The organism is Enterobacter sp. 168J2 (genome assembly GCF_034107265.1).
GTDB classification, from domain to species: Bacteria; Pseudomonadota; Gammaproteobacteria; order Enterobacterales; family Enterobacteriaceae; genus Enterobacter; species Enterobacter nematophilus.
On record NZ_JAWNEB010000015.1, the window covers coordinates 14,811 to 32,723 of the forward strand.

Below are 17,913 nucleotides of genomic sequence, written 5' to 3' on the forward strand. Positions count from 1 at the left end.
GTCAACAATAAACTGGAGATAACCATGTTTTCCTCAACCTCACCTGCAACCGTTCGCTCTAAGGCGGGCGCGATACTTCGCGTGACGTCCGGCAACTTTCTTGAGCAATTCGATTTCTTTCTTTTCGGCTTCTACGCCACCTATATCGCCCACACGTTCTTCCCGGCGAGCAGTGAATTTGCGTCGCTGATGATGACCTTCGCCGTCTTCGGCGCGGGCTTTTTGATGCGCCCAGTCGGGGCCATCGTGCTGGGAGCTTATATTGACAAGGTTGGTCGCCGTAAAGGGCTGATCGTAACGCTTTCCATCATGGCGGCAGGCACCTTTCTGATCGTGCTGATCCCGTCCTATCAAAGCATCGGGCTTTGGGCACCGCTGCTGGTACTGACGGGCCGTCTGCTGCAGGGCTTTTCCGCCGGTGCGGAGCTTGGAGGCGTCTCGGTCTATCTCGCTGAAATCGCCACGCCGGGCCGTAAAGGGTTCTATACCAGCTGGCAGTCCGGCAGCCAGCAGGTTGCCATTATGGTCGCCGCGGCGATGGGCTTTGCCCTGAACGCCCTGATGGAAGAGAGCGCCATTCGTGAATGGGGCTGGCGCATCCCGTTCCTGTTCGGCTGTTTAATCGTGCCGTTTATCTTTTTCCTGCGCCGCAAGCTGGAGGAGACGGAAGAGTTCAGCGCGCGCCGCCACCATCTGGAGATGCGTCAGGTCTTTAAAACGCTGCTTGGCAACTGGCAGGTGGTGGTCGCGGGCATGCTGATGGTGGCGATGACCACCACCGCGTTCTACCTGATCACCGTCTACGCGCCAACCTTCGGCAAAAAAGTGCTGATGCTGAGCGCCTCGGACAGCCTGCTGGTCACGCTGCTGGTGGCGATCTCGAACTTTATCTGGCTGCCGGTGGGCGGCGCGCTGTCGGACCGCTTCGGGCGTAAACCGGTGCTGATTGCCATGACCCTGCTGGCGCTGGCCACCAGCTACCCGGCCCTGACGCTGCTGGCTGACGCGCCGAGCTTCTCCATGATGCTGAGCGTCCTGCTGTGGCTCTCCTTCCTGTACGGGCTGTATAACGGAGCGATGATCCCGGCGCTGACGGAAATTATGCCTGCTGAAGTCCGCGTGGCAGGGTTCTCTCTGGCCTACAGCCTGGCAACGGCGGTCTTCGGCGGCTTTACCCCGGTGATGTCCACCGCGCTGATTGAATATACCGGTGACAAAGCCTCGCCGGGCTACTGGATGAGCTTCGCCGCGGTGTGTGCCCTGCTGGCAACCCTCTACCTCTACCGTCGTCGCGCGGTATCGGTACAAAACACCGTTAAGTCACAGGGGGCCGCATGACTCGCACTTCTCGTTATACCGCCACCGCGCTGATGCTGACGTTCCTGAGCGCCAATGCCTGCGCCCAGGAGGTGAAGGTGATGATTTCAGGCGGTTTCAAAGCCGCCCTTGAAAAGCTGGCACCGGAATACGAGCGCCAGACCGGCGATACCATTGTGATTATTCCCGGTCCGTCAATGGGCGCGACGCCGCAGGCGATCCCAAACCGGCTCGCGCGCGGCGAGAAAGCCGACGTGGTGATTATGGTGGGCGATGCACTGGCGAAGCTCGAAAAAACCAGCCAGACCCGGCCGGGCTCGCGAACGGAACTTGCGGACTCCCCCGTCGGTATGGTGGTGAAAAAAGGGGCGGATGTTCCTGATATCACCAGCGAGGCGACGCTGCGTAACGCGCTATTGCAGGCCAGCTCCATCGCTTACTCAGACAGCGCCAGCGGCAGGTATGTCAGCCAGACGTTGTTCAAGAAACTGGGGATTGAAAAGGAGGTGGCGGCTAAAGCAACGATGGTCGAACGCATTCCGGTTGCTTCGGAGGTGGCAAAAGGGAAATACGCCGTGGGCTTCCAGCAGGTGAGCGAGCTGCTGCCGGTACCGGGCGTCACCTTTATCGGTAAAATCCCGGATAATCTGCAGTACATCACGCGCTTCGCCGGGGCGGTCACCCGTCACGCAGAGCATCCCGCGGAGGGGAAGGCGCTGCTGAGCTATCTCGCCTCACCGCCCTCAGGGGCAGTCATCCGCGAGACGGGGATGATCCCCGTTACGTCCGGCGATACCGCTCGGTGATCTCTTTTTCCAGTTCAGCCGCAATATAGGACTGGATGCGCCCCCGGCGCCGGATTAGCCCCACGGCGCGCTTCACCTCCGGGGCCACCAGCGGCAGATGCGTCAGCGGCGTGTGCTCTGACGTCGGCATCGACATGGCGGGTACGGCGGCAATGCCGATCCCCGCCTCTACCATACCGAGCATCGTGGTGACGTGGCGCGTTTCGCAGACGCTGGGGCGCTCGGGAATGATATCCCCCAGCATCCGATCCAGCAGGTTGCGGTTCCCCGACGTTTTATCGAGGGAGATATAGTCCTGCTGGTAAAATGCCTGCCACGTCAGGTGGCTCTTCTTCGCCAGCGGATGATCCTTTCTGCACGCCGCAACGTAGACATCCTCCACCAGCGGGAAAAAATCAATTTCAGACGGCAAGTTTCCCGCGAAGCAGATGCCAAAATCCGCCTGGCTTCGGGCCACGGCGTCAATCACATTCCCCGCGCTGCTGTCGATGAGCTTAATGCGAACGCGCGGAAAGCGAGACTGAAAGCGACGGATCACGTCAGGCATAAAGTAACAGGCGGCGGAAGGTACTGCGGCGACCGTAATCAGCCCCGTCCGCTCTTCACTGGCCTTATCGACATCCGCCAGCATTGATTCCACGTTGTCGAGCAGCTGCGCTGAGCGTTCAGCAAAGTTTTGCCCGTATAGCGTCAGGGCGACGCGGCGGGTAGTTCGGTCAAACAGCCGGGTTCCCAGCGCGGCTTCCAGCTTTTCGATCCTGCGGCTCAGCGCCGACTGGGATATGCAGATAGATTCAGCGGCGACACGGAAGTTACCGTATTCCACTAGCGCCCTGAAGGCATAGAGATCGTTAAGGTCGAAATTCACGGGCATAGCGTCTGGATGTCCTGTCAGGGAAAGCAACAAAGTCAAAAATAATAGCGTCTTATTGACCTTCCGCAACCGGCGCGGTGTTGAAATAGGTCAGAGGTCGTTGAGATTGAGGCGAATGCGCCCGGCCTGGTCAGCAATCGCCTGCCGTTCCTCTTCCTTCATATCCGCAAGCTGTTTATAGACAATGCCCAGGCGGGGATTGTTACCGAGGCGCGCCCGGTTGCGCGCAAAGAAATCCCAGTAGAGGGCATTGAACGGGCACGCCAGCTCTCCGGCGCGCTGGTTGTGCTGGTACCGGCACCCCTGACAGTAGTTACTCATCTTATGAATGTAGGATGCGCTTGAGACATAGGGCTTACTCGCCAGTAACCCGCCATCGCCAAACTGGCTCATACCGAGAGTATTGGGCAGCTCCACCCATTCAAACGCATCAATATAGACCCCCAGATACCACTCATGAACCGCCTGGGGCGACAGGCCGCTGAGCAGACTAAAGTTCCCGATCACCATCAGGCGCTGGATATGGTGGGCGTAAGCCTCGGTGAGCGATTGCCCAACGGCATGCGCCAGGCAGCGCATTTGCGTTTTGCCCGTCCAGAACCAGTCCGGCAGCGGGGCGTGCTGGTCCAGGGCATTCAGCTCGCGATAGCCCGGCATCTGCGACCAGTAAATCCCGCGCACGTACTCCCGCCAGCCGAGAATTTGTCGGATAAACCCTTCAACGGCAGGCAGCGGCGCCTGGCCCGAACGCCATGCCTGCTGGGCGGCGGCCACCACTTCCCGGGGATTAAGCATTTTGGTATTCAGCGCAAAAGAAATTAACGAATGAAAAAGAAAAGGTTCCTCCGCGTGCATTGCATCCTGCCAGTTTCCAAACTGCGGGAGCACGTCAGAAATAAACGCATCCAGACTGGCTTTGGCTTCCGTACGGTTGAGCGGCCAGCGAAAATTGTCGGCCTGCGGTTCGCCGAAGGTCTTTACGCCGCAGCGCTGGATCTCTGCCCACAAGGCGGAACGATCGTGGCGGGGTCGCGCGTCACCCGGCGCGGGCGGTTCGCCCGACCAGCGCCTGCGGTTTTCAGCATCATAATTCCATTTCCCTCCTTCCGGCTCGCCTTCAGACGTCAAGAGAATCCCGTGCCGACGGCGCATTTCCCGATAAAAGTATTCCATTCGCCAGCTTTTACGTGACGCAAAAAACGCGCTCACCGCGTTGCGGGGGGTGAAAAAATGCTCGCTGCTGACGCAGGCCGTTTCGACGGACGCTGTTTTCGCCCACGCCTGAAGCTGCGCATCAAGACGCCATTCGTCGGGCTCCTGCCACAACACCCTTGCGGCCCGGTAATGCGTAACAAGCGCGTTGAGATTCTCTTCCAGCGCGCCGCGGTTTGAATCATCAGAGAGGCGGACATATCTCACCCGATGCCCCTTCTCCTTTAACGCCGAGGCAAACGCGCGCATGGCCGCGAAGATGGCGATAACTTTCTGGGCATGATGCAGCACGTACGCGGTTTCCGCCCGCAGCTCCAGCATCACGTAAATGACGTTTGGGTTGCAGGTATCAAACCAGCTGTGGTGGGGATTAAGCTGATCGCCCAGGATCAGGCGCAGTTCAGTCAACGGTGGCTCCTGCGGCAACGCTCAGAACAGTATTTGACCTCGTCCCAGCATTTCGCCCATTTCTTGCGCCACGTCATGGGCCGCTGGCAGTGCACGCATACTCGACTGGGCAGCGCCTGCTTGTTACCTTTGAAATCGCTCATCTGTTAAATACCGCGCTGATTTATCCACTTAGCCTGCGAATGAAGGCTACGACAGAGGTCACAAAATGAAGGTGATGCCCGCAAAGCGCTACCCACCGCTACGTACGAAATGATAGTTTATTCAGGCTGGAAGTGTAGCAGTGCGCAATTTTCTGGCATCTTAACTGAACCTGACTTTCCCATTTTTGTTCAAGTGACGAGTTTGCGAGCAAAGCGATGATTAAGTGGCCCTGGAAAACGAATGAGGCTGGCCGGGATATGGCGCTGCCGTGGGATGACGCGCTGGCGATCCCTGTTCTGGCGAATCTTAAGCCGGATGAACAATCGAAGCTGGTTCAGATGGCGGATCGTTTTTTGCAGCAAAAACGCCTGGTGCCGCTGCAGGGGTTCGAGCTGGATCCGCTGAAAAACGCCCGCATCGCCCTGCTTTTCTGCCTGCCGGTGCTGGAGCTCGGCATTGAGTGGCTGGACGGTTTCCACGAAGTGCTGATCTACCCCGCGCCGTTCGTCGTTGATGACGAGTGGGAGGATGATATCGGGCTGGTACACAACCAGCGGGTGGTGCAGTCCGGACAAAGCTGGCAGCAAGGGCCCATTATCCTCAACTGGCTCGACATTCAGGACTCGTTCGACGCCTCAGGCTTTAATCTGATTATTCACGAGGTGGCGCATAAGCTCGATACCCGCAACGGCGATCGCGCCAGCGGCGTGCCTTTTATTCCGCTTCGTGAAGTTGCAGGATGGGAGCACGACCTGCATGCGGCGATGGATAACATCCAGGATGAGATAGACCTGGTGGGCGAAAGCGCGGCCAGCATTGATGCCTATGCGGCAACTGACCCCGCCGAGTGCTTTGCGGTGCTCTCGGAGTACTTCTTCAGCGCCCCCGAACTCTTCGCGCCCCGTTTCCCGGCGCTGTGGCAGCGTTTCAGCCAGTTTTATCAGCAGGACCCGCTTCAGCGTCTGCGGCAAAATGAGGGCGCTGGCGGCCCTTCATCCCACCACGTCCATTAAGTTTTTTCGACAGGGGTACGCTCGGTTAGCCGTACCCCGATGCTCAGCGCTAAAAACAGCCCCGCCACGCCAAAGGCCGCCATCGTTAAATACTCTTCGCCGAAAAAGCGCGTCACGGCGGGCACCAGCAGCGCGCTGACGCCGTAGCCCAGCGTGTGGCTGGTCGCGATAGCGCCCGCCCCCTTCCCCGTGGTGAGCCGATCGTTCAGCAGCAGCTGGTACCCCGGCGTTGCCATTGCCGCGCCGAGCGAAGTTATCGCAATCCCCACGTAGAACAGCGCCAGCCCGGCGATACACATTAGCGCCAGTCCTGCCACCATCAGCACCGCCGCCATACAAAGCAGGGTCAGCGGGCTGAAATGCTGCGGGCGCACCACCAAGAACTGCGCCGCGAGCGTGGCCAGCGCGGCCAGGCTCAGCAGGAGCGCAACATGATGGCTGATATCCCGGGCGTTACCGTCCAGCAAGGGGCTGAGGTGCGGTGATAGACCAAGCTGCATCAGGCTCACCAGCGCCGCCAGCAGCATCGCCAGCAGCAGGAACGGCAGCATGGAGATCTGCAGACGGGTCGCCTGGTGCGCCACCGGCGGCAGCGGCGGATCCGCCGCTTCGCGCAGCACCAGCAGCAGGGCGATTAACGGCGCAATCGCCATCAGCCAGAGCGGCGCCACCGGGTTAACGCTGAGCATTAGCGCCGCCAGCGGAGGTCCCAGCAGGCGTCCGCAGCTGAGGCCGGAGCTGATGGTGGCCAGCGCCGCCATGCGTTTATCCAGGCCCGCACGCTGAATGGCCCACGTCTGCGCGGCAGGCACCATGCCCGACACCGTCAGGCCATACAGCAGACGCGAGAGGATCAGCCCCGCCAGCCCCCAGGTGCCTTCCAGCATCCCGGCCGCCATTGCCCAGACCACCAGCGCCATGACGCCAAAGCTGGCGAGATAGCCGCTGAGCGAGGCCACCATCACGACCTTACAACCGCGGCGCTCGCTCTGGCGTCCCCACCAGGGGGAAGCGGGTAAAAAAAGCATGGAGCCGAACATTAACAGCCCGGCCCAGACCGAGAGTGAAAGTCCGGTCAGGGTCACCAGCTGCGGAAGCATGACCAGCAAACCGTTTTGCCCGATGCCCAGCAGGCCCGCGCACAGCGCCAGGGGCCAGTTGGCTTTGGAGGTGATGTTTTCGGTCAACGTTTCAGAATCAGCGCGCATGAGAATGTGAACATAGTGTCAATAAATGTGTGGAAATTATGAAGTTAATGAAAACAAATATTGCAAAAATAGTTGCCACTGTAAACAGAATGAATATCATAACGAGAATTATTATCAGTCATGGAATGAGGTACATCTATGCGTGCTCTGCCCCGCTCTGCCGGTACAGACGTTGCAGCCCAGTGTTTTTTAAACGCCCTGTTACGCGAAACGAAGGACTGGCGCTATCTCCCCGCAGCCGCAGCGGATGAGTTAGCGTACATTCATATTCCGCTCTCTTCCTCCCAGGCCCTTCGGGTTCCGGTACGCTATTTCTCCCCAACCCAGCACCATCAGTACCGTTTCCCGGCAACGCTTATTCAGAGCGATAGCGACAGCGGTGACGCCGTCACTTTCACTCAACTGGTTGATTTAATTCTTGAAAAACCCTCGGTAAAAGGCTCGCTGGATGCCGATACGCTGACGCGTTTTAAGCAGCGCGCGCTGGAAAGCCATACCCATACCTGGCAGGCGATTGATCTGCGCCACAACTGGACCACGCTGCGCGATAAGCCGCTGACGTTTGCCGAAGCGGAACAGGCGCTGCTGGTGGGCCACGCGTTCCACCCTGCGCCAAAATCCCACGAGCCGTTCAACGAAACCGAGGCGCGCCGGTATCTGCCGGATTTCGGCTCCCGCTTCCCGCTGCGCTGGTTTGCCGTTGAGAGCACGCTCGTTGCCGGCGACAGCCTGAACGTCTCCCTGCGCGAGCGCCTGCTGCGCTTCGCCGCCCAGAGCGCGCCCGATCTGCTCGGCCGCTTCACCGACACCCGCTGGCTGCTGCCGATGCATCCGTGGCAGGCAGAACACCTGCTGGGTCAGGACTGGTGCCAGCGGCTGGTGGCAAACGGCGCGCTGCAGGATCTGGGCGAAGCCGGTGCGCAGTGGCTGCCCACCAGCTCCTCACGCTCGCTGTACAGCGAAACCAACAGCGACATGATTAAGTTCTCCCTCAGCGTGCGCCTGACCAACTCCGTGCGCACGCTGTCGGTCAAAGAGGTTAAGCGCGGCATGCGCCTGGCGCGGTTGGCGAAAACGGCACGCTGGCAGGATTTACAGGCGCGCTACCCGACCATGCGCGTGATGCAGGAAGACGGTTGGGCAGGGCTGCGTGATGAAAGCGGCGTCATTCAGGAAGAGAGCCTGATGGCCCTGCGCGTAAACCTGCTGTTTGACACGCCGGACACCCAGACCAACGTGCTGGTGAGCCTGACCCAGGCCGCCCCGGACGGCGGCGACAGCCTGCTGGCCGCAGCGGTGCGACGTCTTAGCCAGCGTCTGGATTTACCGCTCGCCCAGGCCGCCCGCTGCTGGCTGGACGCCTACTGCGACCGCGTGTTGCTTCCGCTGTTCAGCGCCGAGGCGGACTACGGACTGGTGCTGCTGGCGCACCAGCAAAATATCCTCGTAGAGATGCAGCAGGATTTCCCCGTCGGACTGATTTACCGCGACTGCCAGGGCAGCGCCTGGACCGAAGGGGCCGACGCGTGGCTGAAAGACGCGGGCGAAACTGACGTGGAAAACCGCTTCGGTGAGAGCCAGCTGCTGCGCTACTTCCCTTATTACCTGCTGCTGAACTCCACCCTTGCGGTTACCGCCGCCCTCGCCGCCGCCGGTTTCGACAGCGAAGAAAGCCTGATGGCGCGCGTGCGTGACGCGCTGGCCGAACTGCGCACGACGGCGAAGCAGACCCGCTGCCTCGACTACGTGCTCGACAGCCCGAACTGGAACTGCAAAGGCAACTTCTTCTGCTACCTGCACGATCGCAACGAAAACACCATCGTCGATCCGGCGGTGATCTATTTCGACTTTAGCAACCCGTTTTACAAGGAGAAGGCGTGATGGCCATCGCGAATATCGTCCATTCCGGCTACGGCTTTCGCTGCACCGCAACGGAACAAAACCTGCCGCTGACGCTGGGTCTTGACGGCAGCGCGGTGCTGGAGCGTCTGAACGAGCTTCCGGACGGCTGGCTGGTGGAAGCGCTCGATCAGCTGTTTGTTGCCGCGCCCGCCCTGTCCGGCATTACCCTGCCGTGGGCGGACTGGCAGGATGAACCCCAGGCGCAGGCGCTGTTTAGCCAGGCCCACGGGGATTATCTGGCGCGTGAAACCTTCTGGCAGCTGCCGCTGTGGCTGAAAGGCGAACGCCCGCAGGCCAGCGGCGGGATGCAGTTTGATGAGAGCCGCCAGCTGTACTTCCCGCTGCGCCCTCGCCGCCCGCAGGGGGAGGTCTATCGCCGTTACGATCCGCAAATCAAGCGCACTCTGAGCTTCCGCGTGGCGGACGTGGCGCTGGACGGCGAGCGTTTCACCCAATGGATGAATAACCCGCGCGTGAACGCCTTCTGGGAGATGGCGGGCCCGCAGGCCGAGCAGGAAAACTACCTGCGCCGCCAGCTTGACTCAACCTACTGCTACCCGGTTATCGGCTGCTTCGACGACCAGCCATTTGGCTATTTTGAACTCTACTGGGCGGCAGAAGACCGCATTGGCCGCCACTACCGCTGGCAGCCGTTTGACCGTGGGCTGCACATGCTGGTGGGCGAAGAGAGCTGGCGCGGGGCGCAGTACATCCGCAGCTGGCTGCGCGGCCTCAGCCATTATCTGTATCTCGATGAGCCGCGCACCGCGCGCATCGTGGCCGAGCCGCGTTTCGACAACCAGCGCCTGTTCCGCCATCTGGCCTCCGCCGGTTTCGACACAATCAAAGAGTTCGACTTCCCGCACAAGCGCTCGCGCCTCATCATGAGCCAGCGTCACCGCTTCTTCAGCGAGGTGGAACTGTGAACGCGCTCTGGCAGAAAGTGAACCGCGAGATGGTGGCGAAGATCCTCGCCGAGCTGGAATACGAACGCACCCTGCGCGCTGAGCCGGCGTCGGCGGACGGCTGGCGCATCGCCATGGGCAACGAGTCCTGGCAGTTTCGCGCCACGCGCGGGATCTGGGGCTGGCTGCATATCGACCCGGACACGCTGACCACCGCCAGCGGCGCCGCCGTGGAAGCGGAAAGCGCGCTGCTGCAGCTGGCAACCGTGCTGGAGATGAGCGACGCGCAAACGGCAGAGCACATGGAAGATCTCTACGCCACGCTGCGCGGGGACATGCAGCTGCTGCAGGCGCGTGAAGCGCTGGACGCGGACGCGCTGATCCATCTCGACCCGGATGAATTACAGTGTCTGATGAGCGGCCACCCGAAGTTTATATTTAACAAAGGACGCCGCGGCTGGGGTCTGGACGCGCTGCGCCAGTACGCACCGGAATACCGCGGGCGCTTCCGCCTGCACTGGGTCGCCGTCCAGCGTGAACATCTGGTCTGGAGCAGCGACGCCGATTGCGACAATCACGCTCTGCTGGCCAGCACCATGGACGATGCCGAGCGCGCCCGGTTTAACGCCCGCTGGCAGGGGCTGGGTCTCGACGACGGCTGGCTGCCCGTGCCGCTGCACCCGTGGCAGTGGCAGCAAAAAATTGCCATTCATTTCCTGGCGCAGCTGGCCCGCGGTGAAATGGTTGAGCTGGGCGAGTTTGGCGATGAGTATCTGGCCCAGCAGTCCCTGCGCACGCTCACCAACGCAAGCCGTCGCGCGCCGTATGACATCAAGCTGCCGCTGACCATCTACAACACCTCCTGCTATCGCGGCATTCCGGGCAAGTATATTGCCGCCGGGCCGCTGGCCTCGCGCTGGCTGCAGCAGCAGTTCGCCGCCGACGCCACGCTTGCCCGCTCCGGCGCGCAGGTGCTGGGCGAACCCGCCGCCGGGTATCTCTCGCATCCGGGTTACGCGGCGCTGCCGAAAGCGCCCTACCGCTATCAGGAGATGCTGGGGGTGATCTGGCGCGAGAACCCGTCCTGTTATCTTCAGGAAGGCGAGCAGGCGGTGCTGATGGCGGCGCTGATGGAAACCGACAACGCGGGGCGCCCGCTGATCGACGCGTGGATCGCGCGCTCGGGGTTAACCGCCGAAGCGTGGCTGGAAAAGCTGTTCGAGGCAACGGTGATCCCGTTCTACCACCTGCTCTGCCGCTACGGCGTGGCGCTGATCGCCCACGGCCAGAACGTCACGCTGGTGATGAAGGACTACGTTCCACAGCGCATCCTGCTGAAGGATTTCCAGGGCGACATGCGCCTGGTGGACGAGGATTTCCCGCAGGCGCAGAGCCTGCCGGAGCAGGTAAAAGCGGTGACGGCGCGCCTGAGCGCGGACTACATCATCCACGACCTGCAAACCGGCAACTTTGTGACGGTGCTGCGCTTTATTTCGCGCCTCACCCTGCAATGCGGCGTAAGCGAACACTGCTTCTACCAGATCCTTGCCGGGGTGCTTCACCGCTATATGGCCGCGCACCCGGAGCTTGCGGAGCGCTTTGCGAAATTCGATCTGTTTAAGCCGCAGATTATTCGCGTGATCCTCAACCCGGTCAAACTGACCTTCTCCGAACACGACGGCGGCAGCCGCATGCTGCCGAACTACGTCACCGACCTTGATAACCCTCTTTTTCTGGCCTCCCGGGAGTCCGCGCAATGAAAACCTATGATTTCATCGGCATTGGTATTGGCCCGTTTAACCTCAGCGTCGCCGCCCTCGCAGAAGGGCTGGACGGCTTTAGCTCGCTGTTCCTTGAGCGCAAACCGCATTTCTCGTGGCACCCGGGCATGATGGTGCCGGACTGCCACATGCAGACCAGCTTCCTGAAGGATCTGGTCAGCGCCGTGGAGCCGACCAACCGCCACAGCTTCCTGAACTACCTGGTGCAGCGCAAAAAGTTCTACCGCTTCCTCACCACCGAGCAGCGCACGGTTTCCCGCGAAGAGTTTGCCGATTACCTGTGCTGGGCGGCGGATAACCTCACCAACCTCGCCTTCAGCCAGCAGGTGCAGCAGGTGAGCTTTGATGAGCAACGCGGTCTGTTTGAGGTAGTGACCCAGCGCGACCGCTTCCTGGCGCGCCACGTCTGCGTGGGGATTGGCAAACAGATCAACCTGCCTGACTGCGTCACGGCGCAGGACGATACCTGCTTCCACGCCAGCGAGATGATGCTGCGCACGCCGGACCTCGCCGGCAAGCGCGTCACCGTTGTCGGCGGCGGCCAGAGCGGCGCCGATCTGTTTTTAAATATCTTCCGCGGGGAATGGGGCCAGCCGCTGAGCCTGAACTGGGTATCGCGCCGCAATAACTACAACGCGCTGGATGAAGCCGCGTTTGCCAACGAATACTTCACGCCGGAATACGTGGACAGCTTCTCCACGCTCGGCGAACAGGCCCGTCGTCAGATGCTACACGAGCAGAAGATGACGTCCGACGGCATCACCACCGAGTCCCTGCTGGCGATTTACCGCGCCATGTACCACCGCTTTGAAGTGCTGCGTGAAAAACCCTGGGCGCACCTGATGCCGTCCCGCTCGGTGATGGCCCTGACGCGTCAGGAAACCGGACATCGCCTGAGCATTCAGCATCACCTCGACGGCGGTCACGAGCAGCTGGAGAGCGACGTGGTGATTTTCGCCACCGGCTACCGCGCCGTGCAGCCCGCGTTCCTCGCGCCGCTGTCTCACCGCCTGCATCTGGATGCGGACGAAGCGTTCTGCATTAACAACGATTTCACCCTCGAATGGGACGGCCCGCAGAGCAACCGCCTGTTTGCCGTGAATGCCGGGATGCACCGTCTCGGCATTGCCGAACCCCAGCTCAGCCTGATGGCCTGGCGCGCGGCGCGAATTCTCAATCGCGCGCATGCCGACGAGCCGTTTGAACTGGCCACCACCCCTGGCGTTATCCACTGGCGGAGCACCACCAGCCCGGAGAGCAGCCAGGTTTTTAAATCGTTAGCAAAAACCACTGAGTACTGACACACACAATCAGGATCAACATAACAATGAAACGTTCTCATCTTTGGGTTTTAAATCCTTGCTTGCTTGCAATGCTTTCTACCTCTGCGTGGGCGGAAGAACAAAAGGAAGAAAATATCGTGGTCTCTGCCAGCCGCGCGCACCGCAGCGTGGCCGAGATGGCGCAGACCACCTGGGTCATTGAGCGTTCTGAGATCGAGCAGCAGGTTCAGGGCGGAAAAGAGATTAAAGAAGTGCTGGCGCAGCTGATTCCGGGCATGGACGTCAGCAGCCAGGGGCGTACCAACTACGGCATGAACCTGCGGGGCCGCTCCATGATGGTGATGGTGGACGGCGTGCGCCTGAACTCGTCCCGCAGCGACAGCCGCCAGCTCGACTCTATCGACCCGTTCAACATTGACCGCATCGAAGTCATCTCCGGCGCCACGTCACTTTACGGCGGCGGCAGCACCGGCGGCCTGGTGAACATCGTCACCAAAAAGGGCCAGCCCGAGACCGAAGTTGAGTTCCAGACCGGGGCCAAAAGCGGGTTTAACAGCCACAACGACCACGATGAGAACGTATCGGCAGCCGTGAGCGGCGGCAACGACAATGCCTCCGGCCGTCTGTCGGTGTCATATCAGCGCTACGGCGGCTGGTATGACGGCAACGGCGACGAGGTGATCATTGATAATACCCAGACCGGCCTGCAGTATTCCGACCGTATTGATGTGATGGGAACAGGCACCCTCAACATCGACGATCATCAGCAGCTGCAGCTCACTACCCAGTACTACAAGAGCGAATCCGACGGCAAGCATGGGCTGTACCTCGGGAAGAACTTCTCGGCGGTAACGGGCGATGCCACCGCGTACAACAAGGATAATCTCGACTCTGACCGCGTGCCGGGTACCGAGCGCCATCTGATTAACCTTCAGTACTCCAATACCGATTTCTGGGGCCAGGACCTGGTCGCGCAGATTTACTACCGCGACGAGAGCCTGACCTACTACCCGTTCCCGACCCTGACCAAAGGCGTGGTCAGCAGCATCGGCGCGTCGCAGCAGAAAACCGATTTTTACGGCGGCAAGCTGACGCTGAACAGCAAGCCGGTGGACGATTTGACGCTGACCTGGGGTGTAGATGCCGACCACGAAACCTTCGATGCCAACCAGCAGTTCTTCGACCTGAGCAAAGCGGCGGCGAGCGGCGGCATGGAGCTGGACAACGCCTACAACGTGGGCCGTTATCCGGGCTACAGCATCACCAACCTCGCCCCGTTCCTGCAGGCGAGCTACGACATTGACGCTATCACCCTGAGCGGCGGCGTGCGCTACCAGTACACCGAAAACAAGGTGGATGACTTTGTTGGCTACACCCAGCAGCAGGCCATCGCCACCGGGAAAGCCACCTCCGCCGACGCGGTGCCGGGCGGGAAAACCGATTACAACAACTTCCTGTTTAACGCCGGGATCCTCGGTCGCCTGACCGAACAGCAGCAGCTGTGGTTTAACTTCTCCCAGGGCTTTGAAATCCCTGACCTGGCGAAGTACTACGGCTCAGGCACCTACCAGCTCAGCAACGGCCACTATCGCCTGCTGAACAGCGTGAACGTCAACGACTCAACGCTGGACGGCATTAAGGTCAACGCCTACGAGCTGGGCTGGCGCTACACCGGTGACAACCTGCGCACGCAGGTCGCGGCGTATTACTCGCTCTCGGATAAAACCATCACCATCAACAAGACGGATATGACCATCAACCTGGAAGACGACAAGCGTCGTATCTACGGGATTGAAGGCCAGGTGGACTATTTCTTCACCGACAGCGACTGGAGCACCGGCGCGAACTTTAACGCCATCAAGTCTGAAACCCGTGAAAACGGGAAATGGGAGAAGCTGACGGTCGACAGCGCAAGCCCTTCGAAAGCCAGCGCATGGGTGAACTGGGCGCCGGGCGACTGGACCTTGCGCGTGCAGAGCACGCAGACCTTTGACGTGTCTGACGCCGACGGCAAGAAGATCGATGGTTATAACACGGTCGACTTCCTGGGCAGCTACGCCCTGCCGGTGGGGAAAGTCAGCTTCAGCGTGGAAAACCTGCTGGACAAAGACTACACCACCGCATGGGGCCAGCGCGCGCCGGGGCTGTATAGCCCAACCTACGGTGCACCGGGCCTGTACACCTACAAAGGCCGCGGACGTACGTTTGGTCTCAACTACTCCGTACTGTTCTGATGCAGTGCGCCGCCTGCGGGCGGCGCTTTTTATTGTGCAATTTGAACGCAAATTTGCCATAAAATCAGCGATTTGCTGAAATTGTCGGCAAACGAACAAAAAGCGTGTTTTCACCCTTTGACAAGGCGTACCGAGGTCGATAATATGCGCCTCGTTCACACGATTCCTCTGTAGTTCAGTCGGTAGAACGGCGGACTGTTAATCCGTATGTCACTGGTTCGAGTCCAGTCAGAGGAGCCAAATTTGAAAAGCCTGCTTTTATAGCAGGCTTTTTGCTTTTCTGCGTCTCTGAAGTTAACTCAGAATCGCATCCAGCCTGGCAATCACCTTAATCTCAAACTGGAATCCGTACAGCCACGTCACGCCGATCCCGGTCAACGTTGGGTAAGGCGCTTCCCCCCAATAGTCTGGCAGGACACTCCAGATAGCGTCGAGGTTTGACTCGGGATCGACGACAAAAAGGGTAACGTCAACCACATCATCGAACGTGCAGCCCGCAGCCGTGAGAACAGCATTAAGGTTATCGAACGCCAGCCGGATCTGCGCTTTTAGATCGGGCTCAGGCGAGCCATCTTCCCGGCTACCCACCTGCCCCGAAACAAACAGCAAGCCGTTAGATTTGATGGCGGGTGAATACCGATTGCGCTCATAGAGAGCCTGGCGTCCGAAGGGAAAAACGGCTTCGCGTGTTGTCATTTTTGTACCTTTTATAATGGGGCGAAATCTGCCCGGTGAACATACAGACACTTTACAGGTGGCAGATCCGGCGGATAAACAAGCGACTTTGTCCATCATTGTTTGTAATATCCAAACAATCGGTGAAAAGAGAGGACAAGGGATGGATCGTTTTGATGCGATGCGCGCCTTTGCTCGCGTGGTGGAGGCAGGCAGCTTCACAAAGGCTGCCCAAACGCTTCATATGAGCAAAACCACGGTGACGCAGCTTATTCAGCAGCTGGAAGCGCGTCTGCGCGTCAAGCTGCACCATCGCACCACCCGCAGGCTCGGCGTCACGCCTGATGGCGCGGTCTACTACGAGCGCGTTATCCGCCTGCTGGCGGACATGGAAGATGCTGAAAACAGCCTGTCCAGTGCGGCGATGACGCCCCGGGGACGGCTACGGATAGATGTGCCCACTCCTCTCGCCCGCCTGGTGCTGGTTCCCGCGCTACCGGCTTTTCACGCGCGCTACCCTGATATCCAGTTCGACATGGGCGTGAGTGACCGGGTGGTGGATCTGATCGGCGACAACGTGGATTGCGTCCTGCGCGGTGGCGAAATCAATGACCAGTCCCTGATCGCGCGCCATGTCGGCGATCTGCCTATCGGTGTTTACGTCGCACCGAGCTATGCGGAACGCCTTGGCGCCCCTGCGCATCCGCGAGAGCTGGAAAATACGGCCCATCGCATCGTGGGATTCTTTTCCTCACGCACCGGTAAAATTGATCCTCTGGTACTGCGCTGTGAGAGTGAACGTATTGAAATCACGGGCAGCTATGTGCTTGCGGTAGATGATGGCAATGCTTACCTCGAAGCTGGGCTCGCGGGATTAGGCGTGATTGCGCTGCCGGCCTATATGGCGGCAGCCCATCAGGCTCGTGGTGCCTTGATTCCGCTATTTGAATGCTGGCGTATTGCTCCAATGCCCCTGTACCTGGCATTTCCGCCGAACCGTCATGTCAATGCCAGGCTGCGCGTTTTTATTGACTGGATCGTTGAGTTGATGCAGCAGCATGTCCCCACCACTTACAATAAGTGACGACATCCCTGCCCCCTGATTCGGACAGCGCAGCGCTAACGGACAAGCCAGCACCTAAATCTGATAATCAATCGCCACTTCTTCCGGCTCCATCACCTGGCGTTTGATCTCGTCCACCGAAAGACCGGCATTGCACAGCTCAATGAAACGCCACACATAGTTGCGCTGCAGCTGCCCGCGCTTCAGGCCGAGCCAGACGGTGTTGGCGTCAAACAGATGCCGCGTATCCAGGCGCACCAGGTTTCCGTCCTCGCGTTCACCGCTGGACTGCTCAGCCACCAGGCCAATGCCCAGACCCAGCTCGACGTAGGTTTTAATCACGTCAGAATCCTGCGCGCTCAGCACCACGTCCGGCGTTAGCCCTTTGCGGTTGAAGGCCTCATCAATGCGCGAGCGTCCGGTTATGCCCTGGCGGTAGGTGATCAGCGGCCATTTCGCAATGTCTTCCAGCGTCAGCGGTGAAACCTGATTCAGCGGATGATCGAGCGGGAGCAACAGGCTGTGGTACCAGCGGAACCAGGGGAAGGCCACCAGCAGCGGGTCGTTGCTCAGGCGTTCGCTGGCAATGCCGATGTCCGCCCCACCGTTTTGCAGCAGCCCTTCAATTTCCTGCGGCGTGCCCTGGATAAGCTCCAGGCGGACGTCGGGGAAAAGTTCGCGGAAGGCTTTGATCACCGGCGGCAGGCTGTAGCGCGCCTGGGTGTGGGTGGTGGCGATGGTGAGCACGCCGGAGGCATCGCTGGTGAAGAGATCCGCCAGGCGACGTACGTTGCTGGCTTCGTTGAGGATCCGCTCAGCGATGGTGAGCAACGCTTTACCGGGCTCCGTCATGCCGAGCAGGCGTTTACCGCGACGGATAAAAATTTCGATGCCCAGCTCCTCTTCCAGCTCGCGGATATGGCGGCTGACGCCGGACTGAGAGGTATAAAGCATATTGGCGACCTCGGTCAGGTTGTAGTCCCGCCTGGCCGCCTCACGGATAATTTTAAGTTGCTGGAAATTCACGATTCACTCCGGCGCATCTGACATAACGCTATTGTTAGAGTCAGCTGCGCTGCAGAACAAAT

15 protein-coding genes and 1 tRNA gene are annotated in these 17,913 nt (G+C 60.0%); 10 read left to right on the forward strand and 6 right to left on the reverse strand.

The window, feature by feature from the left end; all coding sequences use genetic code 11:
• Positions 1 to 24: 24 nt before the first annotated feature.
• The gene (locus USG84_RS22320) at positions 25 to 1,338 is read left to right on the forward strand and encodes an MFS transporter (RefSeq protein WP_151413380.1); all 1,314 of its coding nucleotides are present in this window, start codon (positions 25 to 27) and stop codon (positions 1,336 to 1,338) included.
• Complete coding sequence (locus USG84_RS22325; protein WP_320738460.1) at positions 1,335 to 2,123, forward strand: substrate-binding domain-containing protein; 789 nt, start codon at positions 1,335 to 1,337, stop codon at positions 2,121 to 2,123. The genes USG84_RS22320 and USG84_RS22325 overlap by 4 nt, the downstream gene beginning before the upstream one ends.
• On the opposite strand, the gene USG84_RS22330 is transcribed toward USG84_RS22325, so the two are convergent.
• From USG84_RS22330 to USG84_RS22340, 3 genes are all read right to left on the reverse strand, one after another.
• Positions 2,098 to 2,997: a LysR family transcriptional regulator gene (locus USG84_RS22330; protein ID WP_151413379.1), complete on the reverse strand. Its 900-nt coding sequence runs from the start codon at positions 2,995 to 2,997 to the stop codon at positions 2,098 to 2,100. The two genes, USG84_RS22325 and USG84_RS22330, sit on opposite strands and share 26 nt — an antisense overlap.
• 90 nt (positions 2,998 to 3,087) lie before the next feature.
• A complete protein-coding gene (locus tag USG84_RS22335) occupies positions 3,088 to 4,617 on the reverse strand; it encodes a cryptochrome/photolyase family protein (protein ID WP_320738461.1) in 1,530 nt (509 codons plus the stop codon).
• Positions 4,614 to 4,760, reverse strand: coding sequence for a DUF2256 domain-containing protein (locus USG84_RS22340; RefSeq protein ID WP_151413378.1), 147 nt, complete (start codon positions 4,758 to 4,760; stop codon positions 4,614 to 4,616). The genes USG84_RS22335 and USG84_RS22340 overlap by 4 nt, the downstream gene beginning before the upstream one ends.
• Positions 4,761 to 4,976: 216 nt before the next feature.
• On the opposite strand from USG84_RS22340, the gene mtfA reads away from it, so the two are divergent.
• Positions 4,977 to 5,774, forward strand: a complete 798-nt coding sequence (gene mtfA, locus USG84_RS22345) for a DgsA anti-repressor MtfA (RefSeq protein ID WP_045260370.1) — start codon at positions 4,977 to 4,979, stop codon at positions 5,772 to 5,774.
• Here mtfA and USG84_RS22350 read toward each other — a convergent pair.
• Positions 5,771 to 6,982, reverse strand: a complete 1,212-nt coding sequence (locus USG84_RS22350; protein ID WP_253542666.1) for an MFS transporter — start codon at positions 6,980 to 6,982, stop codon at positions 5,771 to 5,773. The genes mtfA and USG84_RS22350 overlap by 4 nt on opposite strands.
• Before the next feature lie 138 nt (positions 6,983 to 7,120).
• On the opposite strand from USG84_RS22350, the gene USG84_RS22355 reads away from it, so the two are divergent.
• The 6 genes from USG84_RS22355 (at position 7,121) to USG84_RS22380 (ending at position 15,327) form a co-directional block, all read left to right on the forward strand.
• Positions 7,121 to 8,863, forward strand: a complete 1,743-nt coding sequence (locus tag USG84_RS22355) for an IucA/IucC family protein (RefSeq protein ID WP_253542669.1) — start codon at positions 7,121 to 7,123, stop codon at positions 8,861 to 8,863.
• Entirely contained in the window at positions 8,863 to 9,810 is a 948-nt protein-coding gene (locus USG84_RS22360) for a GNAT family N-acetyltransferase (RefSeq protein WP_151413156.1), read from the forward strand. Before USG84_RS22355 ends, USG84_RS22360 begins: the two co-directional genes overlap by 1 nt.
• Positions 9,807 to 11,549, forward strand: coding sequence for an aerobactin synthase IucC (iucC, locus tag USG84_RS22365; RefSeq protein ID WP_316330593.1), 1,743 nt, complete (start codon positions 9,807 to 9,809; stop codon positions 11,547 to 11,549). Before USG84_RS22360 ends, iucC begins: the two co-directional genes overlap by 4 nt.
• Entirely contained in the window at positions 11,546 to 12,871 is a 1,326-nt protein-coding gene (locus tag USG84_RS22370; protein ID WP_151413140.1) for a lysine N(6)-hydroxylase/L-ornithine N(5)-oxygenase family protein, read from the forward strand. The genes iucC and USG84_RS22370 overlap by 4 nt, the downstream gene beginning before the upstream one ends.
• 26 nt (positions 12,872 to 12,897) lie before the next feature.
• Entirely contained in the window at positions 12,898 to 15,087 is a 2,190-nt protein-coding gene (locus USG84_RS22375; protein WP_061097727.1) for a TonB-dependent siderophore receptor, read from the forward strand.
• A 164-nt stretch (positions 15,088 to 15,251) separates the two neighbouring features.
• Positions 15,252 to 15,327 (forward strand) — tRNA-Asn (locus USG84_RS22380).
• Positions 15,328 to 15,381: 54 nt separating this feature from the next.
• Here USG84_RS22380 and USG84_RS22385 read toward each other — a convergent pair.
• Positions 15,382 to 15,783 carry a RidA family protein gene (locus tag USG84_RS22385; RefSeq protein ID WP_253542671.1) on the reverse strand — a complete coding sequence of 134 codons (402 nt, stop codon included), beginning with the start codon at positions 15,781 to 15,783 and terminating at the stop codon, positions 15,382 to 15,384.
• A gap of 142 nt (positions 15,784 to 15,925) precedes the next feature.
• Between USG84_RS22385 and USG84_RS22390 the strand changes: the two genes are divergently transcribed.
• Positions 15,926 to 16,846, forward strand: coding sequence for a LysR substrate-binding domain-containing protein (locus tag USG84_RS22390; protein ID WP_151413157.1), 921 nt, complete (start codon positions 15,926 to 15,928; stop codon positions 16,844 to 16,846).
• Between the two features lie 54 nt (positions 16,847 to 16,900).
• On the opposite strand, the gene cbl is transcribed toward USG84_RS22390, so the two are convergent.
• A complete protein-coding gene (cbl, locus tag USG84_RS22395) occupies positions 16,901 to 17,851 on the reverse strand; it encodes an HTH-type transcriptional regulator Cbl (protein WP_151413141.1) in 951 nt (316 codons plus the stop codon).
• Between the last annotated feature and the right edge of the window lie 62 nt (positions 17,852 to 17,913).

Excerpts from the sequence above, each read along its gene's own strand:
- USG84_RS22320 (WP_151413380.1), top strand. The coding sequence starts at position 25 with ATGTTTTCCTCAACCTCACCTGCAACCGTTCGCTCTAAGGCGGGCGCG.
- USG84_RS22325 (WP_320738460.1), top strand. The coding sequence starts at position 1,335 with ATGACTCGCACTTCTCGTTATACCGCCACCGCGCTGATGCTGACGTTC.
- USG84_RS22330 (WP_151413379.1), bottom strand. The coding sequence starts at position 2,997 with ATGCCCGTGAATTTCGACCTTAACGATCTCTATGCCTTCAGGGCGCTA.
- USG84_RS22340 (WP_151413378.1), bottom strand. The coding sequence starts at position 4,760 with ATGAGCGATTTCAAAGGTAACAAGCAGGCGCTGCCCAGTCGAGTATGC.
- mtfA (WP_045260370.1), top strand. The coding sequence starts at position 4,977 with ATGATTAAGTGGCCCTGGAAAACGAATGAGGCTGGCCGGGATATGGCG.
- USG84_RS22350 (WP_253542666.1), bottom strand. The coding sequence starts at position 6,982 with ATGCGCGCTGATTCTGAAACGTTGACCGAAAACATCACCTCCAAAGCC.
- USG84_RS22355 (WP_253542669.1), top strand. The coding sequence starts at position 7,121 with ATGCGTGCTCTGCCCCGCTCTGCCGGTACAGACGTTGCAGCCCAGTGT.
- USG84_RS22360 (WP_151413156.1), top strand. The coding sequence starts at position 8,863 with ATGGCCATCGCGAATATCGTCCATTCCGGCTACGGCTTTCGCTGCACC.
- USG84_RS22370 (WP_151413140.1), top strand. The coding sequence starts at position 11,546 with ATGAAAACCTATGATTTCATCGGCATTGGTATTGGCCCGTTTAACCTC.
- USG84_RS22375 (WP_061097727.1), top strand. The coding sequence starts at position 12,898 with ATGAAACGTTCTCATCTTTGGGTTTTAAATCCTTGCTTGCTTGCAATG.
- USG84_RS22385 (WP_253542671.1), bottom strand. The coding sequence starts at position 15,783 with ATGACAACACGCGAAGCCGTTTTTCCCTTCGGACGCCAGGCTCTCTAT.
- USG84_RS22390 (WP_151413157.1), top strand. The coding sequence starts at position 15,926 with ATGGATCGTTTTGATGCGATGCGCGCCTTTGCTCGCGTGGTGGAGGCA.